General features: G+C 52.0%; 18 protein-coding genes. 7 read left to right on the forward strand and 11 right to left on the reverse strand.

Features of this window, described 5'->3' with window-relative positions:
- Window positions 1–29: 29 nt before the first annotated feature.
- The 8 genes from AC6CHQ_RS06190 to AC6CHQ_RS06225 form a co-directional block, all read right to left on the reverse strand.
- Window positions 30–224 (reverse strand): hypothetical protein, encoded by a 195-nt coding sequence (locus AC6CHQ_RS06190; protein WP_092049243.1) that lies wholly within the window; start codon window positions 222–224, stop codon window positions 30–32.
- A gap of 128 nt (window positions 225–352) precedes the next feature.
- Window positions 353–1,573, reverse strand: coding sequence for an MFS transporter (locus tag AC6CHQ_RS06195; protein WP_092049240.1), 1,221 nt, complete (start codon window positions 1,571–1,573; stop codon window positions 353–355).
- Between the two features lie 139 nt (window positions 1,574–1,712).
- Complete coding sequence (locus AC6CHQ_RS06200; protein ID WP_498081153.1) at window positions 1,713–2,789, reverse strand: ABC transporter substrate-binding protein; 1,077 nt, start codon at window positions 2,787–2,789, stop codon at window positions 1,713–1,715.
- Window positions 2,786–3,586, reverse strand: a complete 801-nt coding sequence (locus AC6CHQ_RS06205) for an ABC transporter permease (RefSeq protein ID WP_092049235.1) — start codon at window positions 3,584–3,586, stop codon at window positions 2,786–2,788. The genes AC6CHQ_RS06200 and AC6CHQ_RS06205 overlap by 4 nt, the downstream gene beginning before the upstream one ends.
- The gene (locus AC6CHQ_RS06210; protein ID WP_092049232.1) at window positions 3,570–4,394 is read right to left on the reverse strand and encodes an ABC transporter permease; all 825 of its coding nucleotides are present in this window, start codon (window positions 4,392–4,394) and stop codon (window positions 3,570–3,572) included. The genes AC6CHQ_RS06205 and AC6CHQ_RS06210 overlap by 17 nt, the downstream gene beginning before the upstream one ends.
- Window positions 4,384–5,490: an ABC transporter ATP-binding protein gene (locus AC6CHQ_RS06215; protein WP_498081154.1), complete on the reverse strand. Its 1,107-nt coding sequence runs from the start codon at window positions 5,488–5,490 to the stop codon at window positions 4,384–4,386. Before AC6CHQ_RS06215 ends, AC6CHQ_RS06210 begins: the two co-directional genes overlap by 11 nt.
- Window positions 5,491–5,513: 23 nt before the next feature.
- Window positions 5,514–6,056, reverse strand: coding sequence for a helix-turn-helix domain-containing protein (locus AC6CHQ_RS06220; protein ID WP_498081155.1), 543 nt, complete (start codon window positions 6,054–6,056; stop codon window positions 5,514–5,516).
- Window positions 6,057–6,231: 175 nt separating this feature from the next.
- The gene (locus AC6CHQ_RS06225; protein WP_498081156.1) at window positions 6,232–7,689 is read right to left on the reverse strand and encodes a hypothetical protein; all 1,458 of its coding nucleotides are present in this window, start codon (window positions 7,687–7,689) and stop codon (window positions 6,232–6,234) included.
- A gap of 67 nt (window positions 7,690–7,756) precedes the next feature.
- On the opposite strand from AC6CHQ_RS06225, the gene AC6CHQ_RS06230 reads away from it, so the two are divergent.
- Together AC6CHQ_RS06230 and AC6CHQ_RS06235 are read left to right on the forward strand one after the other, a co-directional pair.
- A complete protein-coding gene (locus AC6CHQ_RS06230) occupies window positions 7,757–8,041 on the forward strand; it encodes a hypothetical protein (RefSeq protein WP_498081157.1) in 285 nt (94 codons plus the stop codon).
- 106 nt (window positions 8,042–8,147) lie between these two features.
- Entirely contained in the window at window positions 8,148–8,807 is a 660-nt protein-coding gene (locus AC6CHQ_RS06235; RefSeq protein WP_498081158.1) for a potassium channel family protein, read from the forward strand.
- A 117-nt stretch (window positions 8,808–8,924) separates the two neighbouring features.
- Here the strand turns inward: AC6CHQ_RS06235 and rnjA are convergent, their stop codons facing one another.
- Window positions 8,925–10,595, reverse strand: a complete 1,671-nt coding sequence (gene rnjA / locus AC6CHQ_RS06240) for a ribonuclease J1 (RefSeq protein WP_251239076.1) — start codon at window positions 10,593–10,595, stop codon at window positions 8,925–8,927.
- Between the two features lie 5 nt (window positions 10,596–10,600).
- Window positions 10,601–10,810 (reverse strand): DNA-dependent RNA polymerase subunit epsilon, encoded by a 210-nt coding sequence (locus AC6CHQ_RS06245; RefSeq protein WP_092049216.1) that lies wholly within the window; start codon window positions 10,808–10,810, stop codon window positions 10,601–10,603.
- A 270-nt stretch (window positions 10,811–11,080) separates the two neighbouring features.
- On the opposite strand from AC6CHQ_RS06245, the gene AC6CHQ_RS06250 reads away from it, so the two are divergent.
- The gene (locus AC6CHQ_RS06250; RefSeq protein WP_251239077.1) at window positions 11,081–11,854 is read left to right on the forward strand and encodes a Cof-type HAD-IIB family hydrolase; all 774 of its coding nucleotides are present in this window, start codon (window positions 11,081–11,083) and stop codon (window positions 11,852–11,854) included.
- A 448-nt stretch (window positions 11,855–12,302) separates the two neighbouring features.
- On the opposite strand, the gene def is transcribed toward AC6CHQ_RS06250, so the two are convergent.
- The gene (def, locus tag AC6CHQ_RS06255; protein ID WP_498081159.1) at window positions 12,303–12,866 is read right to left on the reverse strand and encodes a peptide deformylase; all 564 of its coding nucleotides are present in this window, start codon (window positions 12,864–12,866) and stop codon (window positions 12,303–12,305) included.
- Window positions 12,867–13,010: 144 nt separating this feature from the next.
- Here def and AC6CHQ_RS06260 point away from each other — a divergent pair, with 144 nt between their 5' ends.
- The 4 genes from AC6CHQ_RS06260 (at window position 13,011) to AC6CHQ_RS06275 (ending at window position 17,399) form a co-directional block, all read left to right on the forward strand.
- Complete coding sequence (locus AC6CHQ_RS06260) at window positions 13,011–13,652, forward strand: YkyA family protein (protein WP_498081160.1); 642 nt, start codon at window positions 13,011–13,013, stop codon at window positions 13,650–13,652.
- A gap of 264 nt (window positions 13,653–13,916) precedes the next feature.
- On the forward strand, window positions 13,917–15,032 hold the full coding sequence (gene pdhA, locus AC6CHQ_RS06265; protein ID WP_498081161.1) for a pyruvate dehydrogenase (acetyl-transferring) E1 component subunit alpha: 1,116 nt from the start codon (window positions 13,917–13,919) through the stop codon (window positions 15,030–15,032).
- A gap of 3 nt (window positions 15,033–15,035) precedes the next feature.
- Window positions 15,036–16,013: an alpha-ketoacid dehydrogenase subunit beta gene (locus AC6CHQ_RS06270; RefSeq protein WP_251239081.1), complete on the forward strand. Its 978-nt coding sequence runs from the start codon at window positions 15,036–15,038 to the stop codon at window positions 16,011–16,013.
- A 33-nt stretch (window positions 16,014–16,046) separates the two neighbouring features.
- A complete protein-coding gene (locus AC6CHQ_RS06275) occupies window positions 16,047–17,399 on the forward strand; it encodes a dihydrolipoamide acetyltransferase family protein (protein WP_251239082.1) in 1,353 nt (450 codons plus the stop codon).
- Window positions 17,400–17,401: the final 2 nt, after the last annotated feature.

The following is a 17,401-nucleotide window of genomic DNA, read 5'->3' on the forward strand; positions in this document are numbered from 1 at the left end:
TGACGAAACCGAGGCGGTGGTGACCGCGATCAGCCGCGTGTGGTGATTTCGTCATTCATCAGGGCAATTTCGTCATTCGGCCGGATAATCTCGTCATTCGATCGGATAATCTCGTCATTCGGCCCCGGGAAGCTGGCGAATGACGAAATCGGGGGGCCGAATGACGAAACCGGGCATGCGAATGACGAAACCAAGCGCACGAATGACGAAACCGCCGTATGCATTGATAATTTCCCTCTTTAGGGGAAACCCATCCCTTCGAGCAGAAATCAGCGGGACACACGAAAAAGGGCGGTCACTCAAAAATCTGAGTGACGGCCCTTTTGGCTTTCAGTGGTCCTGCATTGATTTTTTACCGGGTCACCGCAACTTTTCTGGAGCGGAGCGCCTGGAGCTGTTCTTTGTGCAGCCTTGCCCAGGTAACGGTGATGCCGAAGCAGATAAGCAGCACAGCGGTTCCGAACATATACGGGATGGCCATATTAATGTCGAATAGCGTCCCGGCCAGTGCAGGACCGAACATATTGCCGAGACTCATATAGGCATTGATCAGGCCGGCGGCAAATCCCTGTTCGTTTCCGGCCATCTTCGAAATCAGTGTATTCAATGCCGGACGGAGCAGGGAAGTCGCCGTGAAGAAGAATGTCGAAATGAGCATAAGCGACCAGAAGCGGTCTACAAATAAAATGCAGGACATCGACACTGCCGCGATCAGCAGGTTCACAAGGATTACCCGCATCTCACCGAATTTGCGGAACAGCGGATCGACGACAAATGTCTGGACAACGACCCCGATAAAGCCCCCGATTGTCATGAGTATCGCAATCTCGGCCGGGGTGTAGGCATATTTTTTGTCCATATACATGGAGATCGTCGCCTGGAAGTTTGCGAGTCCGAACGAGAAGACAAGCGTGATGATCAGCAGGATAAAGTAATTCATAGCAATAGAACGCTTTAGCTGGCCCACAATGTTCTCCTGCTTTTTCGGCTCCTGCTTTTCCGGTCCGGCTTCCGGACGGGGATCCGGAAGAATAAGCGCTGAGGACAAAGCGGCAATCAGGGCGACGCTGCAGGCGATATAAAACGGGAACTGAAGACTGACGCCCGAGAGGAATCCACCTATAGACGGGCCGATCATGAAGCCGAGGGACATCGAGGCACCGAGCCATCCCATCCCTTTTCCGCGGTCATCAAAAGTCGTGATGTCCGCAACGAAGGCCATCATCGGAGGAATAAGGAAAGCCGCACCGAAGCCGGTGATGAACCTGGCGACGAACAGCATCCAAAGTTCCGTCGCGAGACCGAAGGCGAGCTGTGACAGGCCGAAGACGACAAGCCCGAAAATGATCAGCTTCTTCCGTCCATATCTGTCAGACAGATTGCCGGATATCGGAGAAAACAGGAATTGCGCCAGCGCAAAGGAGGAAATCAGAAAGCCGAGCACCTGGCCGGCTGCTCCAAATGTCTCCAGGTAAGCCGGCATGATCGGAATGATCAGCCCGATGCCGGACATCGCGATGAACATGTTGAACATGAGGATATACAATGCAGAACGATTGGTTCCCTCCGCCATGCCCGGGCCCCCTTTTTGAAATTTCGTGTGTCAAACTATCTTACCATATCCACATTACCCATTTCACTAGCAGCTATGCCTTCCAAGAAAAAAACAAAAATTAAAATCAGCCCGAAATCTGCGGATTCCGGGCTGATTATTAATTCATCCCCATCTTAAAACGGAGGAAGCGTTCATTGTATTCACCGGTCATTTCCGGTCCGAGGTTCCGGTACACTTCAAGGCGCTCGCGGATTTCCTCATCCGGATAAAAACGCTCATCCCCGGTCACTTCCGGGTCCATCAGCTCAAGTCCGGCAGCATTCGGCGTAGAATAACCGACCCAATCGGCATTTTGTGCCGCGACCTCAGCATCCAGCATGAAGTTGATGAACTGATGTGCACCGTCGACATTGGCCGCAGTCTTCGGAATGATCATGTTGTCGAACCAAAGGTTGGAACCTTCCTCAGGCACCGCGAAATCGATTGATTCGTTAATATACATCATATCGAGGGCCTGGCCCGACCAAGTGAGGGCAATGGCTGCCTCGTTCCGCCGCATCATCTCGACAATCTCATCGCCGATGATGGCTTTGACATTCGGCGTAAGTTCGTCCAGCTTGGCAGATGCGGCATCCAGTTCGGCTTCATCGGTCGAGTTGAGGGAATACCCGAGGCTGTTCAGTCCCATCCCGATCACCTCGCGGGCACTGTCGACGAGGATGACCTGCTGGCGGAGTTCGGGGCTCCACAGATCCTCCCAGCTTGTGAAGTCAAAGTCCTTCTCGAGCAGATCGGGGTTAAAAGCAATCCCGACTGTGCCCCAGAAATAGGGGACGGAGTATTCATTGCCCGGATCAAACGGCAGATCTAAAAAATAAGGATCGATATTCTTCAGATTCGGGATTTTAGAATGATCAAGAGGAATGAGAAGGTCATCCTCCTTCATTTTCTCGATCATGTATTCAGATGGCATGGCGACGTCATAGGACGTCCCGCCCTGCTCGACTTTCGTCATCATCGCTTCATTCGAATCGAATGTTTCATAAATGACTCGGATGCCGGTTTCCTCCGTGAACTGATTCAGGAGTTCCGGATCCAGGTATTCACCCCAGTTGTAGACGGTGATGGTGTCGCTACCCGTGCTTCCCGATGTCTTGCCGAGCTGGCTGTTGATGTAGAGGAGCAGGGCGGATACGACAATCACCGCGACTGAGGCCCGGATGATGTCTTTCATTTTTTCACCCCCGTGACAGGTGTGCGGTTGCGCCGGTTCAATGCATAGTAGACGAGGACCAGACCAATAGTGACGATGAAGATCAGGCCGGAGAGCGCGTTGATCGTCAGAGAGATGCCTGCGCGTGCCATCGAGTAGATCTCGACGGACAGGGTGCTGAATCCATTGCCCGTTACAAAGAAGGTCACGGCAAAGTCATCGAGCGAGTATGTGAGCGCCAGGAAGAATCCGGCAAAGATCCCCGGTTTGATGTACGGGATGATGACGCGTGTCAGCACGTCCCGGCCGGATGCGCCGAGGTCGCGGGCGGCATCGATCAGCGAGTCGCTCATCTCCAGCAGTTTCGGCAGCACCATGAGGACAACGATCGGCACGCTGAATGCGATATGCGAGATCAGCACCGATGCAAATCCGAGGCGCACACCAACCGCAGTAAAAAGAATCAAAAACGACGCACCGATAATGACGTCCGGGCTGACGATCAGCACGTTGTTCAATGAAAGCAGCGTGTTGCGGAGTTTCCGGTTTTTCAGATAAACAATCGCAAGTGCGCCGAGAACGCCGATCGCGGTTGAAATCAGTGCCGACAAGAGTGCGACGATAACGGTATTGAGCACAATCATGATGAGCCGGGTATCATCAAATACTGCGGCATAGTGCTCCCACGTAAACGATTCAAAAGACGACATCGTCCCGTTTGAGTTGAACGAGTAGAAGATCAGAAAGAAGATCGGCGCATACAAGATGATGAATACGAGCGCAAGAAAGAGTTTCTGCGCGTTACTTTGTTTTCCCAACCGATGCGCCTCCTTTCTCTTTCTGGCCGGTGAACAGCATGATAATGAACATGAACAGGATCAGGAAGACCGCGATCGTCGACCCCATTCCCCAGTTCTGGGTGACGAGGAATTGCTGTTCGATCGCTGTGCCGAGCGTGATAACTTTGTTCCCTGCAATCAGCCGTGTGATCATGAATAGCGAAAGCGCGGGAATAAAAGTCACCTGGATGCCGGATTTCACCCCGTTCATCGTGAGCGGGAGAATAACCCTCCGGAATGTCGTCCAGGGACTTGCCCCGAGATCACGCGACGCATCGATCAGTGCCGGATTAAGCCTGTCGATCGCGTTGAAGATCGGCAAGATCATGAACGGAATGAAAATATAGACTGATACGAAAATAAAGCTGAAATCGGTGAACAGCAGCTGTGTGGATCCGATGCCGATTGCTGCAAAAAAGGCGTTGATCGGACCATACTGCCCGAAGATCCCGATAAAAGCGTAAGTCTTCAAAAGCAGGTTGATCCACGAAGGGATGATGATCAGGAGCAGCCATAGCTGCTTATGTTTTGTCTTTGTCAGGAAATAAGCGGTCGGATACGATATCAGCAACGAGAACAGCGTGATCAGGAAGGCGTACCAGAACGAGCTGAGCGTCAGTTCCAGATAGACCGAGGAAAAGAACGCTTTGTAGTTGGAAAATGTAAAATCGCCGTGGATATCGAACAGCGAGTAGTAGACGACAAGTGCAATTGGTGCGACGACAAACAGGAGGATCCAGGCACCATACGGGATCAGATAAAGGGCTTTCGTCGATTTATTCTGCATGGTCCGGCACCTCGTATGATTCGAGCCTCCGGTCGAAATCTTCTTCAGATTCGTTGAGCCTCATGACGTGGATCGCCTCAGGGTCGAAGTCGAGGCCGATTTCATCGCCCACCTGCGCTTTTCTTGTGGAATGTACAAGCCACTCGTTGCCGTCCCTGTCGTAAGTCGACAGTTCATAGTGGACACCCCGGAAAAGCTGTGTGTCAACTGTGACAATCAGCTTCCCGCGTTCCGGGGAAGTGATTTCCAGGTCTTCCGGCCGGATGACGACCTCGATTTTTTCGTTTGCATCCAGACCGGCATCCACACATTCGAATTCCTTGCCGGCGAAACGGACGAGGTGGTCCCGGATCATAATTCCATCCACAATATTGGACTCCCCGATAAAGTCCGCGACAAAGCGGTTGATCGGCTCGTCGTAAATATCGATCGGTGTTCCGGACTGGACGATTTCGCCTGCATTCATGACGAAGATCTCATCGGACATCGCAAGTGCTTCCTCCTGGTCATGGGTGACGAAGATGAAGGTCTTGCCGAGCCGTTGCTGCAATTCGCGAAGCTCATACTGCATCTCTGTCCGGAGTTTCAGGTCGAGTGCGGACAGCGGCTCGTCGAGAAGGATGATTTCCGGATCATTGACGATGGCGCGGGCGATTGCCACACGCTGGCGCTGGCCGCCGGACATCTCGGAAATCTCACGGTTCTCATACCCCTGAAGGTTGACGAACCGCAAGGCTTCTTCGACACGGCGCTTGACTTCCGTCTGCTTGACTTTCTTGATGCGAAGTCCGAAGGCGACGTTTTCAAAGACATTCAGGTGAGGGAAGAGGGCATAGTCCTGGAAAACGGTATTGACCTGCCGCTCATTCGGCGGGATATCATTTATTTTCTTGCCGTTAAACTGGATTTCGCCGCTGCTCGGTTCGATAAAGCCGGCAATCAGGCGGAGAATCGTGGTCTTTCCACAGCCGGATGGTCCGAGAAGCGTATAAAACTTGCCGCGTTCCATTTCAAAGCTGATGTTGTTCAGGACAGTCGTGTCGTCATTGTACCGTTTTGAGACATTGTCAAAACGGATGATGGGCTGTTGCGTCATGTCTTACCTCCAGTTTCCAATAATCACAGATACGAATCGGTGGCGACGAGCAGGCACCTGGCCTCCCCGGGACCGGAATTCAACAACTGATGGTCATGCGAAGCCTCGTAATAAAGGGCATCGCCTGAACCGGCCTCATAACTCTCTGTACCTAATTGAAGGCGGATCTGCCCATCCAGTACAAAAATGAACGTCTGGGAGAGGGAAGGCTCGAACTCTTTGAACTCACCGCCAGGCGCAAGGGTCAGCAGAACAGGTTCCATCTCCTTTTCGTTTGATTCGGATACGAGCCAACGGACGGAGTACCCCCGTTCCTCATCGGTATTCAAAATGTGTTCTTCCTTACCGAAAACCACCTTGGCGGCAGGATTGCCGTCGTCAAAAAACTCCTTGGGAGATGAGCCGAGCACCTCGAGAAGCGAAAACAGGGTTTCGATGGATGGTGAGGTGTGATCGCGTTCGAGCTGTGAAATATAGCCCTTGGTCAAATCCGTACGCTCGCCCAGTTCTTCCTGGGTGAGCCCTTTTTTCAGCCTCAGCCGCTTGATCTTTTTTCCGATCTGCATGGCATAGCCTCCTGTTGGAGTTTACTTATAATAAACTTTAAGTTTAGCAATAGCGGGTTTTATTATACAAAATCCATCCGGGAATGCAAGAGTAAAATGCTTGTGTTATTGCAAAAATAACCGGCGGCATGCGAAAAGGCCCGGCACGCCTGTGATTGCGTGCCGAACCAAAGTATCAGAAGTCCATATCGTCGAACTTCCTCCGCAGCTTCCTCCAGACGATGCGGCCAAGGTAAGTAATGAAGAGGTAGATCGACATGCCAATCCCGAGCAGGGCTGTCACGAGCGCGATCCATCCAAATACTCCGTACGAAGAGATTTCCTTCCAGCTGGTGTCATTCTTCCAGTCGTCAATTACCAGGTTCATCCCATAGATACCCGAGATGACTGTGAAGACGGTCAGGAAAAAGAGGAGGAGGTTCATCCGATTGGTTGCCGAGTTTTCCTGTGTGCGATACAGCTCTTCGAGGGTTGTGCGGACTTCCTCGTAAAGTTCATCCAGACTGAAGGCCCGCCTGAAAAGCTGGCCGAGCTCACGGCCTTCCTGGCGGACACTCACCAGCTTAAAGTGGTACCAGGATGAGAAGATCGTGATCAGCTCGATCAGCCGCTTCAGATATTCTTCGTCCTTGTCCCATTTAAGCCGGCTGTATTCGAATGAGACCCGCAGCAGCATGATCCGGTAAAAGTAATGAAGCATGAAATTGTAGTAATGCGTACCCATGAAATGGGCAAGCGGCCGCTGCATGTCTTCCGGGTTTTTCGTCGTCACATTGGAGTAGGCAAAATCAGTTGCTATCGTATAAAGGTCCGGTGCCCAGCGGTCATGCAGATATTGATCCAGATAGTCCCGTATGTAATCCATGTTGGATGCTGAGATGAAAGATTCTCTCTCGGGACTGAGCCCGTCCACCCTGCCGATGCGGAAAAGCTGTTCATCGCTGATTTCGGTGCCTGACTCCGCGAACAGAAAAGAAGTGACATACATCCGCTCGTCTTCAAAATATGGCAGGCTGCCGAAGTAGCCCGTGAGCCGGTCGTCGTGAATGACGAATGGCTTGACCGCGGAGGCCAATCGGCCAAACAGAAATTCATGGATACTTGAGAACTCCACGCCATCATCACAGAATATGACAGAACCTTTTTCTTCTTTCAGCTTGTTTTCTGTTGCTCTGAAGTGCTGCATAAAGTTCAGGACAGAGGACAGGGGAAGGTCTTTATCCTGAAGGCGCACTCTTGACGTGAGGAAGGCGATGCCGAACGGTCCGAGAATCACATCGAGACTCATGAAACGGAAGGGATACGTCTCTCCGTCAGCCTTCAGTGAAAAATCTTCCCCGACCACTTTGTAGAAGCGGTGGAAACCGTAATCTTCCACAGAGGGCGGGAAGATTTTCTGTTCCACGTAGGGAAGGAAATACTGGTCAAGCTCTTCCTGGGAAATCTCGATCGCCCCTTCATAAAGCTCATCAATCCGCCCTCCAGGATCGTCGAGTGTAAAGAAGTGGAAGCCATCATCATTAAGGGCGTCTGCAGCTTTGCGGATCTGTTTTTTCCTGTAGGCAAACGGCAGAATAAATGAGAGATAGCCGTCTTTAACGATGAAGTCTTTGGTTATCGGAAGCTCAGTCATGATTTCACCACGATTCATTGTAGTTTTGGGATGATGTGGTACACTATTGGAAAAAGGAGGGGTGGCAATGGGCAAAAACAATTTCTTCCCGGGTCCGGACAATGGACGGGGACGGAGCCGCAATGGCGTTACGCCTATCATTGAAGGGGTCTTCCTGATGACGAAAGACCGTATCATCCCCTACGAAGAACTTGATGACTACTGCGAATTCTGTCTGGAACCGCTGTCCTATGATGCCACCTATGATTCTGCGTACTGCGCCGGATGCAACGAGTGGCGCGAAGAACCCTGCACCGACCCGAAATGCCAGTTCTGCACGGACCGGCCGAAATATCCGTTTGACCGGGGTTGAGAATGTCTCACATTCATCCTTCCCTTTCTGCGGGGTAGTATAAACGGGTGAAGCCGTATTTTACGCGCGGCCCGCGCAGCCGGGCCGGCAGCTGGAGGAAAGACTGATGAAAAAAGAGTTTGTCGTTGTCGGATTGGGACGTTTCGGCGGAAGCATCTGCCGGGAACTGGTGGAGCAGGGGGCAGACGTCCTCGCCATCGACCAGGATCCGGAGCGGGTGGACGAATTCGCATCTATTGCGACACAGGCCGTCGTGGCGGATACGACCGACGAACAGGCACTTGTGTCACTAGGCATCCGGAATTTCGAACACGTGATTGTCGCCATCGGGGAAGACATCCAGTCAAGCATACTGACAACACTGATCATGAAAGAACTTGGCGTTGAGAAAATCACCGTAAAAGCACAAAATGACTATCACGCGAAGGTGCTCGAGAAAATCGGGGCGGACCAGGTCGTCCACCCGGAGCGGGACATGGGCATCCGGATTGCGAATCATATGATATCGAACAATATACTCGACTATCTCGAACTGTCTGAAGAGCACTCCATCATGGAGATCAAGGCCAATGAGATGCTTGCCGGCAATTCCATCCTTGACCTTGATATCCGTGCAAGGTATGGCATCAATATCGTGGCGATCAAGAGGGGAGAAGACGTAGTCGTCTCACCTCTGGCAGAAGAACGCATCCAAGAGGGAGATATCCTGATCATTATCGGTTCGGATTCAGATATTCTCCGCTTTGAAAAAAAAGCACTGCACTAAACAAATAGCCCATGCGGAGATCACTTCCGCATGGGCTATTTTGCTGAGGGCTTTATCCGCTTGCCATTAATAAAAGCTGCACGGAATCGGTTCCGCGCAGCTTTTTTATGCCAGCACTCAGACTTCCATGACAACCGGAAGGATCATTGGCTTGCGTTTGGTCTGTTCATACAGGTACGGGCCGAGAATATCGTTGATTTGGCTCTTGAGCGCATCTGTATCAGGTGTATCAGAGTTGGCAACGGTCTGACGGAGGCGGCGGTTCAGCATCGATTGTGCCTCGTTGATCATCTGACCGGACTCCCGCATATAGACGAATCCTCTGGAAATCAGATCAGGTCCGGCCACAATCTTGCCTTTCGCCTTGTTGAGCGTGACGACCACGATGACGAGGCCATCTTCTGAAAGGACGCGGCGGTCCCGAAGAACGACGTTGCCGATGTCGCCGATTCCGCTGCCGTCGATGTAGACGTCGCCTGACGGGATTCTTCCCGCCAGATGGGCTTCGTCTGCGCTGAGCGCGAGGACATCTCCATTTTCCATAATGAAAATGTTGTCCTCCGGAACGTCACACTGCACGGCGAGACCGGCATGCGTCTTCAGCATACGGTATTCTCCGTGGATCGGCATGAAGAATTTCGGTTTGATCAAGCGGAGCATCAGTTTTTGTTCCTGCTGGGAGCCGTGGCCGGAAGTATGGATATTGTTTAGGGATCCATGGATCACTTCCGCACCGGCGCGGAACAGCAGGTTGATCGTCCGGTTCACGCTTGCGATATTTCCTGGAATCGGGGAAGAAGAGAAAATGACCGTATCTCCAGGTTGGATCTGGATCTGGCGATGAGTGCCGTTGGCAATCCGCGAAAGGGCAGCCATCGGTTCCCCCTGGCTGCCTGTACAGAGGATCATGACCTCGTTGGCAGGGAGGCGGTTCAGTGCCTGAGTATCGACGAACATTTCCTTCGGGGCATTGATGTAACCAAGCTCTGTCCCGATGGTGATGGCATTGTCCATGCTGCGTCCGAATACGGCGATCTTGCGGCCGTGACGGATCGCGGCGTCCACTGCCTGCTGCAGTCGGTAGATGTTGGAAGCGAACGTTGCGAAGATGATACGCCCGTTCACTTTCCTGAAGATCTCATCAATGCTTTCTCCGACTGTTTTTTCGGACATCGTGAAATCAGGAACCTCCGCGTTGGTGCTGTCGGACAAGAGGCAAAGGACGCCTTCTTCTCCAATCTGTGCCATCTTCGCCAGGTTCGCAGGCTCTCCGACAGGTGTGAAGTCGAATTTGAAGTCGCCGGTGTGGACGATGTTGCCGGGAGGCGTCTTGACAACAATCCCAAAGGCATCCGGGATACTGTGTGTAGTCCTGAAGAAGCTGACCGAAGTCTTGCGGAACTTGATGACTTCCTCTTCTTTCACTTCGATGAGTTTCGTACGGCGCAGAAGACCGTGCTCTTCAAGTTTGTTGCGCAGAAGACCCAGCGCCAATTTTCCGCCGTAGACAGGAATATTGACTTTCTTGAGCAGATACGGAATACCGCCAATATGGTCCTCATGGCCGTGTGTGATGAAGAGGCCCTTGATTTTATCGACATTCCGTTCGATGTACGTATAGTCGGGAATGACATAGTCGATGCCGAGAAGATCATCTTCAGGGAACATAATTCCCGCATCAATCAGGATGATTTCATCCTGGAATTGGACCCCATACGTGTTTTTGCCGATTTCGCCCAGTCCGCCGAGCGCAAATACGGCTGTCTGATCATTCTTGACCGATTTCATCCGCGTCACACCTGTTCAATGCGGAAGTCCGGCGAGTTTTTCTCGTACTCCAGGTGGCCGTCTTCGAGTAGTTGGATGAATTCGATGTACAGGTTGCGATCTTTCAGCGCGGCACGGACTGCGCGTTCCGATTCTGCTTCCACGTACAGGGACTTTGTGTTTTCGCGGACTGGTACTTCATTCATGTTTTCTTGATAGAACACTTTGTAGATCATGGTCTGCTCTCCTTTTTCACGTTCAAATACTTGCCATATCGTTTATAATAGCATGCAGGCACAGTGAAATAAAGAAAAGCCCCCGTAGTTGCGGGGGCATGAGTTCACTATGCAATGGACTTTTTGCCGAGGATGCCATTGAGCCGCTTCAACCATTTGCGTTTCAGGCGTTTAAGCATGGCTATCACTCCTTGACGTCATTATAGTCCTTTTTGAATGTTCTGTCAAGGTGCAAGGTGAAAGAAGTTATATAGGAAGGCGGAGATTTTGATGACGAAGAAAATCCTCTTTTTCGATATTGACGGCACCCTGTACGACCATGAGAAAAAGTTGCCCGATTCAGCCAGAAGAGCGATCATGGCTGCGCGTGAAAAAGGCCATCTTGTCGCCATTGCAACCGGACGGGCGCCATTCATGGTCGGTCCGGTGCTTGAAGACCTGGACGTCGATACATACATTTGCTTTAACGGACAATATGCCGTCCACAAGGGCGAATTGATCCATGGCGGCATCATCGAAACGGATGTCCTTGCGCGAATAAAGGAAAAGGCGGACAGAGACCGGTTCCCGTTAATTTTCATGGACGACAGGGAGATGGTAGCAACGGAGACTGGTCATCCGCATGTCGGAGACAGCCTGAGTTCGCTTAAAATGCCGTATCCGCGTGCATCGGAAACGTTTTACTTGGAAAGGCCGATCCATCAGGCACTCCTGTTCTGCACCGAGCAGCAGGAACAGGAATACGCCGAGGCTTTCCCGGAAATGAAGTTTGTCCGCTGGCACCGCACATCCACCGATATCCTTCCTGCAGGAACTTCCAAAGCAGAAGGGATGCAGCGGATCCTCGATCGGGAAGGCTTGACGATGTCCGATGCCGTCGCATTCGGGGACGGCCTGAACGATATTGAGATGCTGGAGGCTGCCGGTGTGGGCGTGGCTATGGGAAATGCCCATGAAGAAGCCAAAAAGCGCGCTGATTATATCGCGGGTGATGTATCAGAAGATGGCATCGCAAGAATCCTTGACCAACTGAAACTCATCTAAAAAAAGAAAAACTTCTCTGTCTCAGACTATGGAAAAACTCGTCCAAGGTTTACCCACGGGAGTGATCACCGGATGGTTCAATTGGGCAAAACCTACTTACATTTGGGTTTCTCCGCGCTATCTATCCCGGAGGAGTCACCACCCTGCACTTCAATCAATATCTTCGGTACAGGCGTTTTACAGTGAAAAAAGCGTTAGCCGATGCCAGTCTGCGTACTGGTATCGGCTAAGGCAACGCCCGCGGAATAGCGGACGCCGTCACGAAGAACGGCGTCTGTGGCCAAAAGCGACAGCGTTGGCCAACAAAGGCCCGGAGCGGAAATCCGGGGGATGTTTAGACAAAGAAGAAACTGCAGCCAAAGGAGCCGTACACTCACTTTGGCTGCAGTCTGAGACAGGGTTTGCCTGTCTGCAATAGATCCGGGGCCGTAAAGCGGTCCCGGTTTTATTATTCTTCGTCTGTTTTCAGCGGTTCTGCGTCAGGATATTTCCGGAACGGCTCGTCCGGGTCGATATGGTCGTAGAACATGACGCCATTCAGATGATCGAGCTCGTGCTGGAAGGCAATGGCCTGGAGGCCCTTAAGCCGCTTTTTGATCGGTTCTCCATCGGGCGTGAAGCCTTTGACCGTAATTTTGGAATAGCGCGGAACAAATCCGGCCACATCCCGGTCAACGGACAAACAGCCTTCCCCGCCGGGCAGATAGGACTTTTGGGCAGAGTGGCTCACGATCTTTGGATTGACAAAGGTCATGCTGAGCGGCTCCGTGCCCTCATCAACGATGTGCAGGGCGAACATCCGTTTTGGCACATCGATCTGGTTGGCGGCTATTCCGATACCCGCACGGAGTCCGTATTTTTCCGCTGTCTCGGGATTCTGGCTGTTCTTGAGAAACTCAAGCATCTCGGCAGCAGTTTTCTTTTCTTCTTCTGTCAGAGGAAACTTTAATTCCTCCGCTTTTTTCCGAAGGGTCGGGTGACCCTCGCGGATAATCTGGTCCATCGTAATCATGGCAGCTGACTTCCTTTCGTGCGGTTTACCTTGTCTATCATTATATACGGCACTGGCGGGTTGATGAAACAAAATGCCCCGCCCGATTGAAAACAGCCTTTACAGAGAATATAGTAGAAACAGGAAAGGGAAGGGGAGATTGGCATGAAAATCAGATTGGCGGGCACTGCGCTTGCAGCGATGCTCCTTTCCGCCTGCTCTTTCGGTGCGTCATCCGAAGGCAAGCTATCGGATGCAATCGGCACGATTCAGGAAAAGGAGCAGCCGTTCCTGGAAGCCCAGGAAAAAATGGCATCGCTTGAAAAAGAGGAATTTGAATTGTTCAATGAGATGATGGAGCTTACACAGGATGATCGGGAGGAGCTGGCGGCACTGGCAGCCGAAGCGGACAGCTCGGCAGATGAACGCCTCAGCCTCCTTGAAGAAGGCAAAGATGCGCTTGGTCAAGCCCAAAAAGAGCTTTCCGGATTGGACGAAATCGGTGATGACGGGGATCCGGTCAGAGATGCCATTGACAATCTGAAGCAATCGATGACTGACCGTTACGGCGCCCATGAGGAATTCTCCGGACTATACGAGAAAGCCTCAGAAATTCAGAAGGAATTATACAGCCTGGCGACAGATGAGGAAGCTGACTTCCAGTCTATCCAGGAAAAAGTGGAAGCTGTCAACAGCGCGAATTCTGAAGTCAAGGCCGCTGCAAGTGCCTTTAACGAAGCGACGGATACTGTCAACGAAAAGAAAAAGATGGCCTATGACACCATCGCCGAAAGCGAAGGTAATTAATCCGACGTGCCCGAAAGCAAAAGCTTTCGGGCGTTTTTTCATTTTCATAAAGGGAATACTGGAATTGTCCTTTACCATGAGTTAAAACAAATCACGGCTATGTGTTAATACAGATCAATGAATATAGCGCTGTGTACTAATACTAAAAGCGCTTTCAAAGCCTTGTGTTGACTGGTGTTTCACGTTCTTGTATAATCCGAAATGAATCAGGTGTACCAATTCGCAAAACAAAAATGATAATACAGATAAAGGAGAGTTGCCGCAATGGCTCAAAAGAAGGCGAACGCATTCGATCCGGAACAGAATCTCCGGGAAATCGAAGATCAATTCGAAATGCTTCAGGTCCTCAATGAGGAAGGGGAAATCATCAACAAAGAGATGGATCCTGGAATGAGTGATGAGCAACTGACAGAACTGATGACCCGCATGGTGTGGACGCGGATCCTTGACCAGCGCTCGATATCCCTTAACCGCCAGGGACGCCTGGGCTTCTATGCGCCGACTGCCGGCCAGGAAGCTTCTCAGCTTGCTTCCCAGTATGCTTTGGAAAAGGATGACTTCATCCTTCCGGGATACCGGGATGTCCCTCAGATCGTTTTCCATGGTCTCCCTCTTGAGCAGGCATTCTTGTGGTCCAGAGGTCACTTCCAGGGAAGCGACGTTCCTGATGGAGTCAATATATTCCTTCCGCAGATCATTATCGGAGCCCAGTACATCCAGGCGGCGGGCGTAGCGCTTGGCAAGCAAAAGCGGGGAGAAAAATCGGTTGTCATCACTTATACGGGTGACGGCGGAACATCTCAGGGTGACTTCTACGAAGGCATCAACTTCGCAGGTGCATTCAACTCGCCGGCAATCTTCATCATCCAGAACAACCAGTATGCGATCTCGACGCCACGCTCTCTCCAGACAAAGGCGAAAACACTTGCCCAAAAGGGGATTGCTGCAGGCATTCCAAGTGTACTTGTCGACGGAATGGACCCGCTGGCAGTTTATGCGGTCACGCAACAGGCTCGCGAACGCGCACTGAACGGCGGCGGACCGACACTGATCGAGACCATGTGTTACCGTTACGGGCCACATACGATGGCCGGGGATGACCCGACCCGCTACCGCACATCCGAAACCGATTCGGAATGGGAAAAACGCGATCCGCTCATCCGTTTCCGCAAATACCTGGAAGGCAAGGGCCTCTGGAATGAGGAAAAGGAAAACGAAGTGATCGAGCGTGCCAAAGAAGAAATCAAGGCAGCCATCAAGAATGCGGATGCCGCTCCTAAACAGAAAGTGAGCGACTTCCTCAATATCATGTACCGCGGTGAAATGCCTGAGAACGTGAAAGAACAGCTTGATATTTATACAGCGAAGGAGTCGAAGTGACCGATGGCACAAATGACGATGATCCAGGCGATTACGGATGCACTCCGTAATGAGCTGAAAAACGATGAAAATGTCCTCGTCTTCGGGGAGGACGTCGGCGTTAACGGAGGCGTCTTCCGTGCTACGGAAGGACTCCAGAAAGAATTCGGGGAAGACCGTGTATTCGATACGCCGCTGGCCGAATCCGGCATCGGCGGACTGGCGGTCGGCCTCTCACTGCAGGGCTTCCGCCCAGTACCGGAGATCCAATTTTTCGGGTTCGTCTATGAAGTGATGGATTCGATCAGTGGCCAGCTTGCACGGATGAGCTTCCGCAGTGCCGGCCATTTCCACGCGCCGGTGACGATCCGCTCGCCGTTTGGCGGCGGTGTGGCCACGCCTGAAATGCACGCCGACAGCCTTGAAGGCCTTATGGCGCAGCAACCGGGTCTTAAAGTAGTCATTCCATCCGGCCCGTACGATGCTAAAGGGCTTCTCATTTCCTCAATCCGGGATGAAGATCCGGTCATCTTCCTGGAGCATATGAAACTTTACCGCTCGTTCCGCGAAGAAGTTCCGGAGGAAGAATACACGATTCCACTCGGCAAGGCCGATGTGAAAAAAGAAGGAACGGACCTGTCGATCATCACATACGGCGCCATGGTCCGTGAGAGCCTGAAGGCAGCTGAAGAACTGGAGAAAGAAGGTCATTCGGTTGAAGTCATCGACCTCCGCACAGTCCAGCCGCTCGATGTAGAAACCATTATCTCGTCGGTTGAAAAGACTAACCGCGCAATCGTGGTCCAAGAAGCACAGCGTCAGGCGGGTGTTGCGGCAAACGTCGTTGCCGAAATCACGGAACGCGCAATCCTGAGCCTTGAAGCGCCTGTGCTGCGGGTAGCAGCCCCTGATACGATCTATCCATACGCACAAGGTGAGAACACTTGGCTGCCAGGTGTAAAGGATATTGTGGAAACCGCTAAGAAGGTTCTCGAATTCTGATAAACGATTTTGAAAAAAGAAAGGGTGAGAGGCGTGGCATTTGAATTTCGTATGCCGGATATCGGTGAAGGTATCCATGAAGGAGAAATCGTAAAGTGGTTCGTCAACAAAGGCGACACCATCAAGGAAGACGACCTTCTGTGCGAAGTGCAGAACGACAAAGCAGTCGTTGAAATCCCTTCTCCCGTAGACGGTACGGTCGAAGATATCCTGGTTGGGGAAGGGGAGGTCGCTGTTGTCGGCGATCTCCTTATCAAGATCGATTCGCCGGATCATCAGGGAGATGAAAGTGACGCACCTGAAAGTGGCACGGACAAGACCGACGACCAGGTTCAGTCTGTAATGGAGTCCGGGCAGGACCTGGATAAGGAAGAAGCTCCTAAAACCGAAAAAGAGCAAGGCACGGCACCTGCGGCCGCGAAAAAATCGGACAAGCCATCAGGCGGCCGCGTGATCGCCATGCCGTCTGTGCGCAAATACGCCCGTGACAATGACATCGACATCCATGAAGTTGAAGGCAGCGGCAAAAATGGCCGTATCCTGAAAGAGGATGTGGATGCGTTCCTGAGCGGCGGACAAAAACCTGCGGCAGAACAGTCCCCTGAGGCGGCGGCCCAGGATACTGCGTCCGAAGCAGAAGAAGCGGCACGTCCGGCAGCGGCAACACAGCTTCCGGAAGGGGAATTCCCGGAAACCCGGGAGAAAATCTCCTCCATCCGAAAGGCAATCGCCAAGGCGATGGTCAACTCGAAGCATACAGCACCGCATGTTACGCACCTTGATGAAGTCGATGTGACGGCACTTGTGGAGCACCGCCGGAAGTTCAAGGAAATCGCAGCGGAGAAGGAAATCAAGCTGACGTACCTCCCGTATGTCGTTAAGGCGCTGGTCAGCACGCTCCGTGAATATCCGCAACTGAACGTGTCCTACGATGAGTCGACAGAAGAAGTCATCCAGAAGCATTACTATAATGTCGGCATTGCGGCGGACACCGACCGCGGCCTGCTTGTACCGGTCATTAAAAATGCCGACCGGAAATCGGTCTTCTCAATTTCTGATGAAATCAACCAGCTCGCGGCTAAAGCCCGCGATGGCAAACTGTCGCCAAACGAGATGAAGGGCGGCTCGATGTCTATCTCGAACCTTGGTTCCGCAAGCGGACAATGGTTCACTCCGATTATCAACCACCCGGAAGTCGCAATCCTCGGAATCGGGCGCATTGCAGAAAAACCGGTTGTCAAAAATGGTGAAATTGTGGCGGCTCCTATGTTAGCATTGTCATTGAGCTATGATCACCGGATGATCGACGGCGTCACTGCGCAGCAGGCGCTGAACCATATTAAGCGACTATTGTCGAATCCGGAACTTTTACTAATGGAGGCGTAAAT

This window comes from Bhargavaea sp. GQ12 (assembly GCF_059758705.1).

What these genes read in the sequence shown, in the direction of transcription:
- AC6CHQ_RS06245 (WP_092049216.1), bottom strand. Translation starts at nt 10,810, where the DNA reads ATGATCTACAAAGTGTTCTATCAAGAAAACATGAATGAAGTACCAGTC.
- AC6CHQ_RS06230 (WP_498081157.1), top strand. Translation starts at nt 7,757, where the DNA reads ATGGGCAAAAACAATTTCTTCCCGGGTCCGGACAATGGACGGGGACGG.
- AC6CHQ_RS06210 (WP_092049232.1), bottom strand. Translation starts at nt 4,394, where the DNA reads ATGCAGAATAAATCGACGAAAGCCCTTTATCTGATCCCGTATGGTGCC.
- AC6CHQ_RS06195 (WP_092049240.1), bottom strand. Translation starts at nt 1,573, where the DNA reads ATGGCGGAGGGAACCAATCGTTCTGCATTGTATATCCTCATGTTCAAC.
- AC6CHQ_RS06250 (WP_251239077.1), top strand. Translation starts at nt 11,081, where the DNA reads ATGACGAAGAAAATCCTCTTTTTCGATATTGACGGCACCCTGTACGAC.
- AC6CHQ_RS06235 (WP_498081158.1), top strand. Translation starts at nt 8,148, where the DNA reads ATGAAAAAAGAGTTTGTCGTTGTCGGATTGGGACGTTTCGGCGGAAGC.
- AC6CHQ_RS06225 (WP_498081156.1), bottom strand. Translation starts at nt 7,689, where the DNA reads ATGACTGAGCTTCCGATAACCAAAGACTTCATCGTTAAAGACGGCTAT.
- pdhA (WP_498081161.1), top strand. Translation starts at nt 13,917, where the DNA reads ATGGCTCAAAAGAAGGCGAACGCATTCGATCCGGAACAGAATCTCCGG.
- AC6CHQ_RS06220 (WP_498081155.1), bottom strand. Translation starts at nt 6,056, where the DNA reads ATGCAGATCGGAAAAAAGATCAAGCGGCTGAGGCTGAAAAAAGGGCTC.
- AC6CHQ_RS06260 (WP_498081160.1), top strand. Translation starts at nt 13,011, where the DNA reads ATGAAAATCAGATTGGCGGGCACTGCGCTTGCAGCGATGCTCCTTTCC.
- rnjA (WP_251239076.1), bottom strand. Translation starts at nt 10,595, where the DNA reads ATGAAATCGGTCAAGAATGATCAGACAGCCGTATTTGCGCTCGGCGGA.
- def (WP_498081159.1), bottom strand. Translation starts at nt 12,866, where the DNA reads ATGATTACGATGGACCAGATTATCCGCGAGGGTCACCCGACCCTTCGG.
- AC6CHQ_RS06200 (WP_498081153.1), bottom strand. Translation starts at nt 2,789, where the DNA reads ATGAAAGACATCATCCGGGCCTCAGTCGCGGTGATTGTCGTATCCGCC.
- AC6CHQ_RS06270 (WP_251239081.1), top strand. Translation starts at nt 15,036, where the DNA reads ATGGCACAAATGACGATGATCCAGGCGATTACGGATGCACTCCGTAAT.
- AC6CHQ_RS06190 (WP_092049243.1), bottom strand. Translation starts at nt 224, where the DNA reads ATGCATACGGCGGTTTCGTCATTCGTGCGCTTGGTTTCGTCATTCGCA.
- AC6CHQ_RS06215 (WP_498081154.1), bottom strand. Translation starts at nt 5,490, where the DNA reads ATGACGCAACAGCCCATCATCCGTTTTGACAATGTCTCAAAACGGTAC.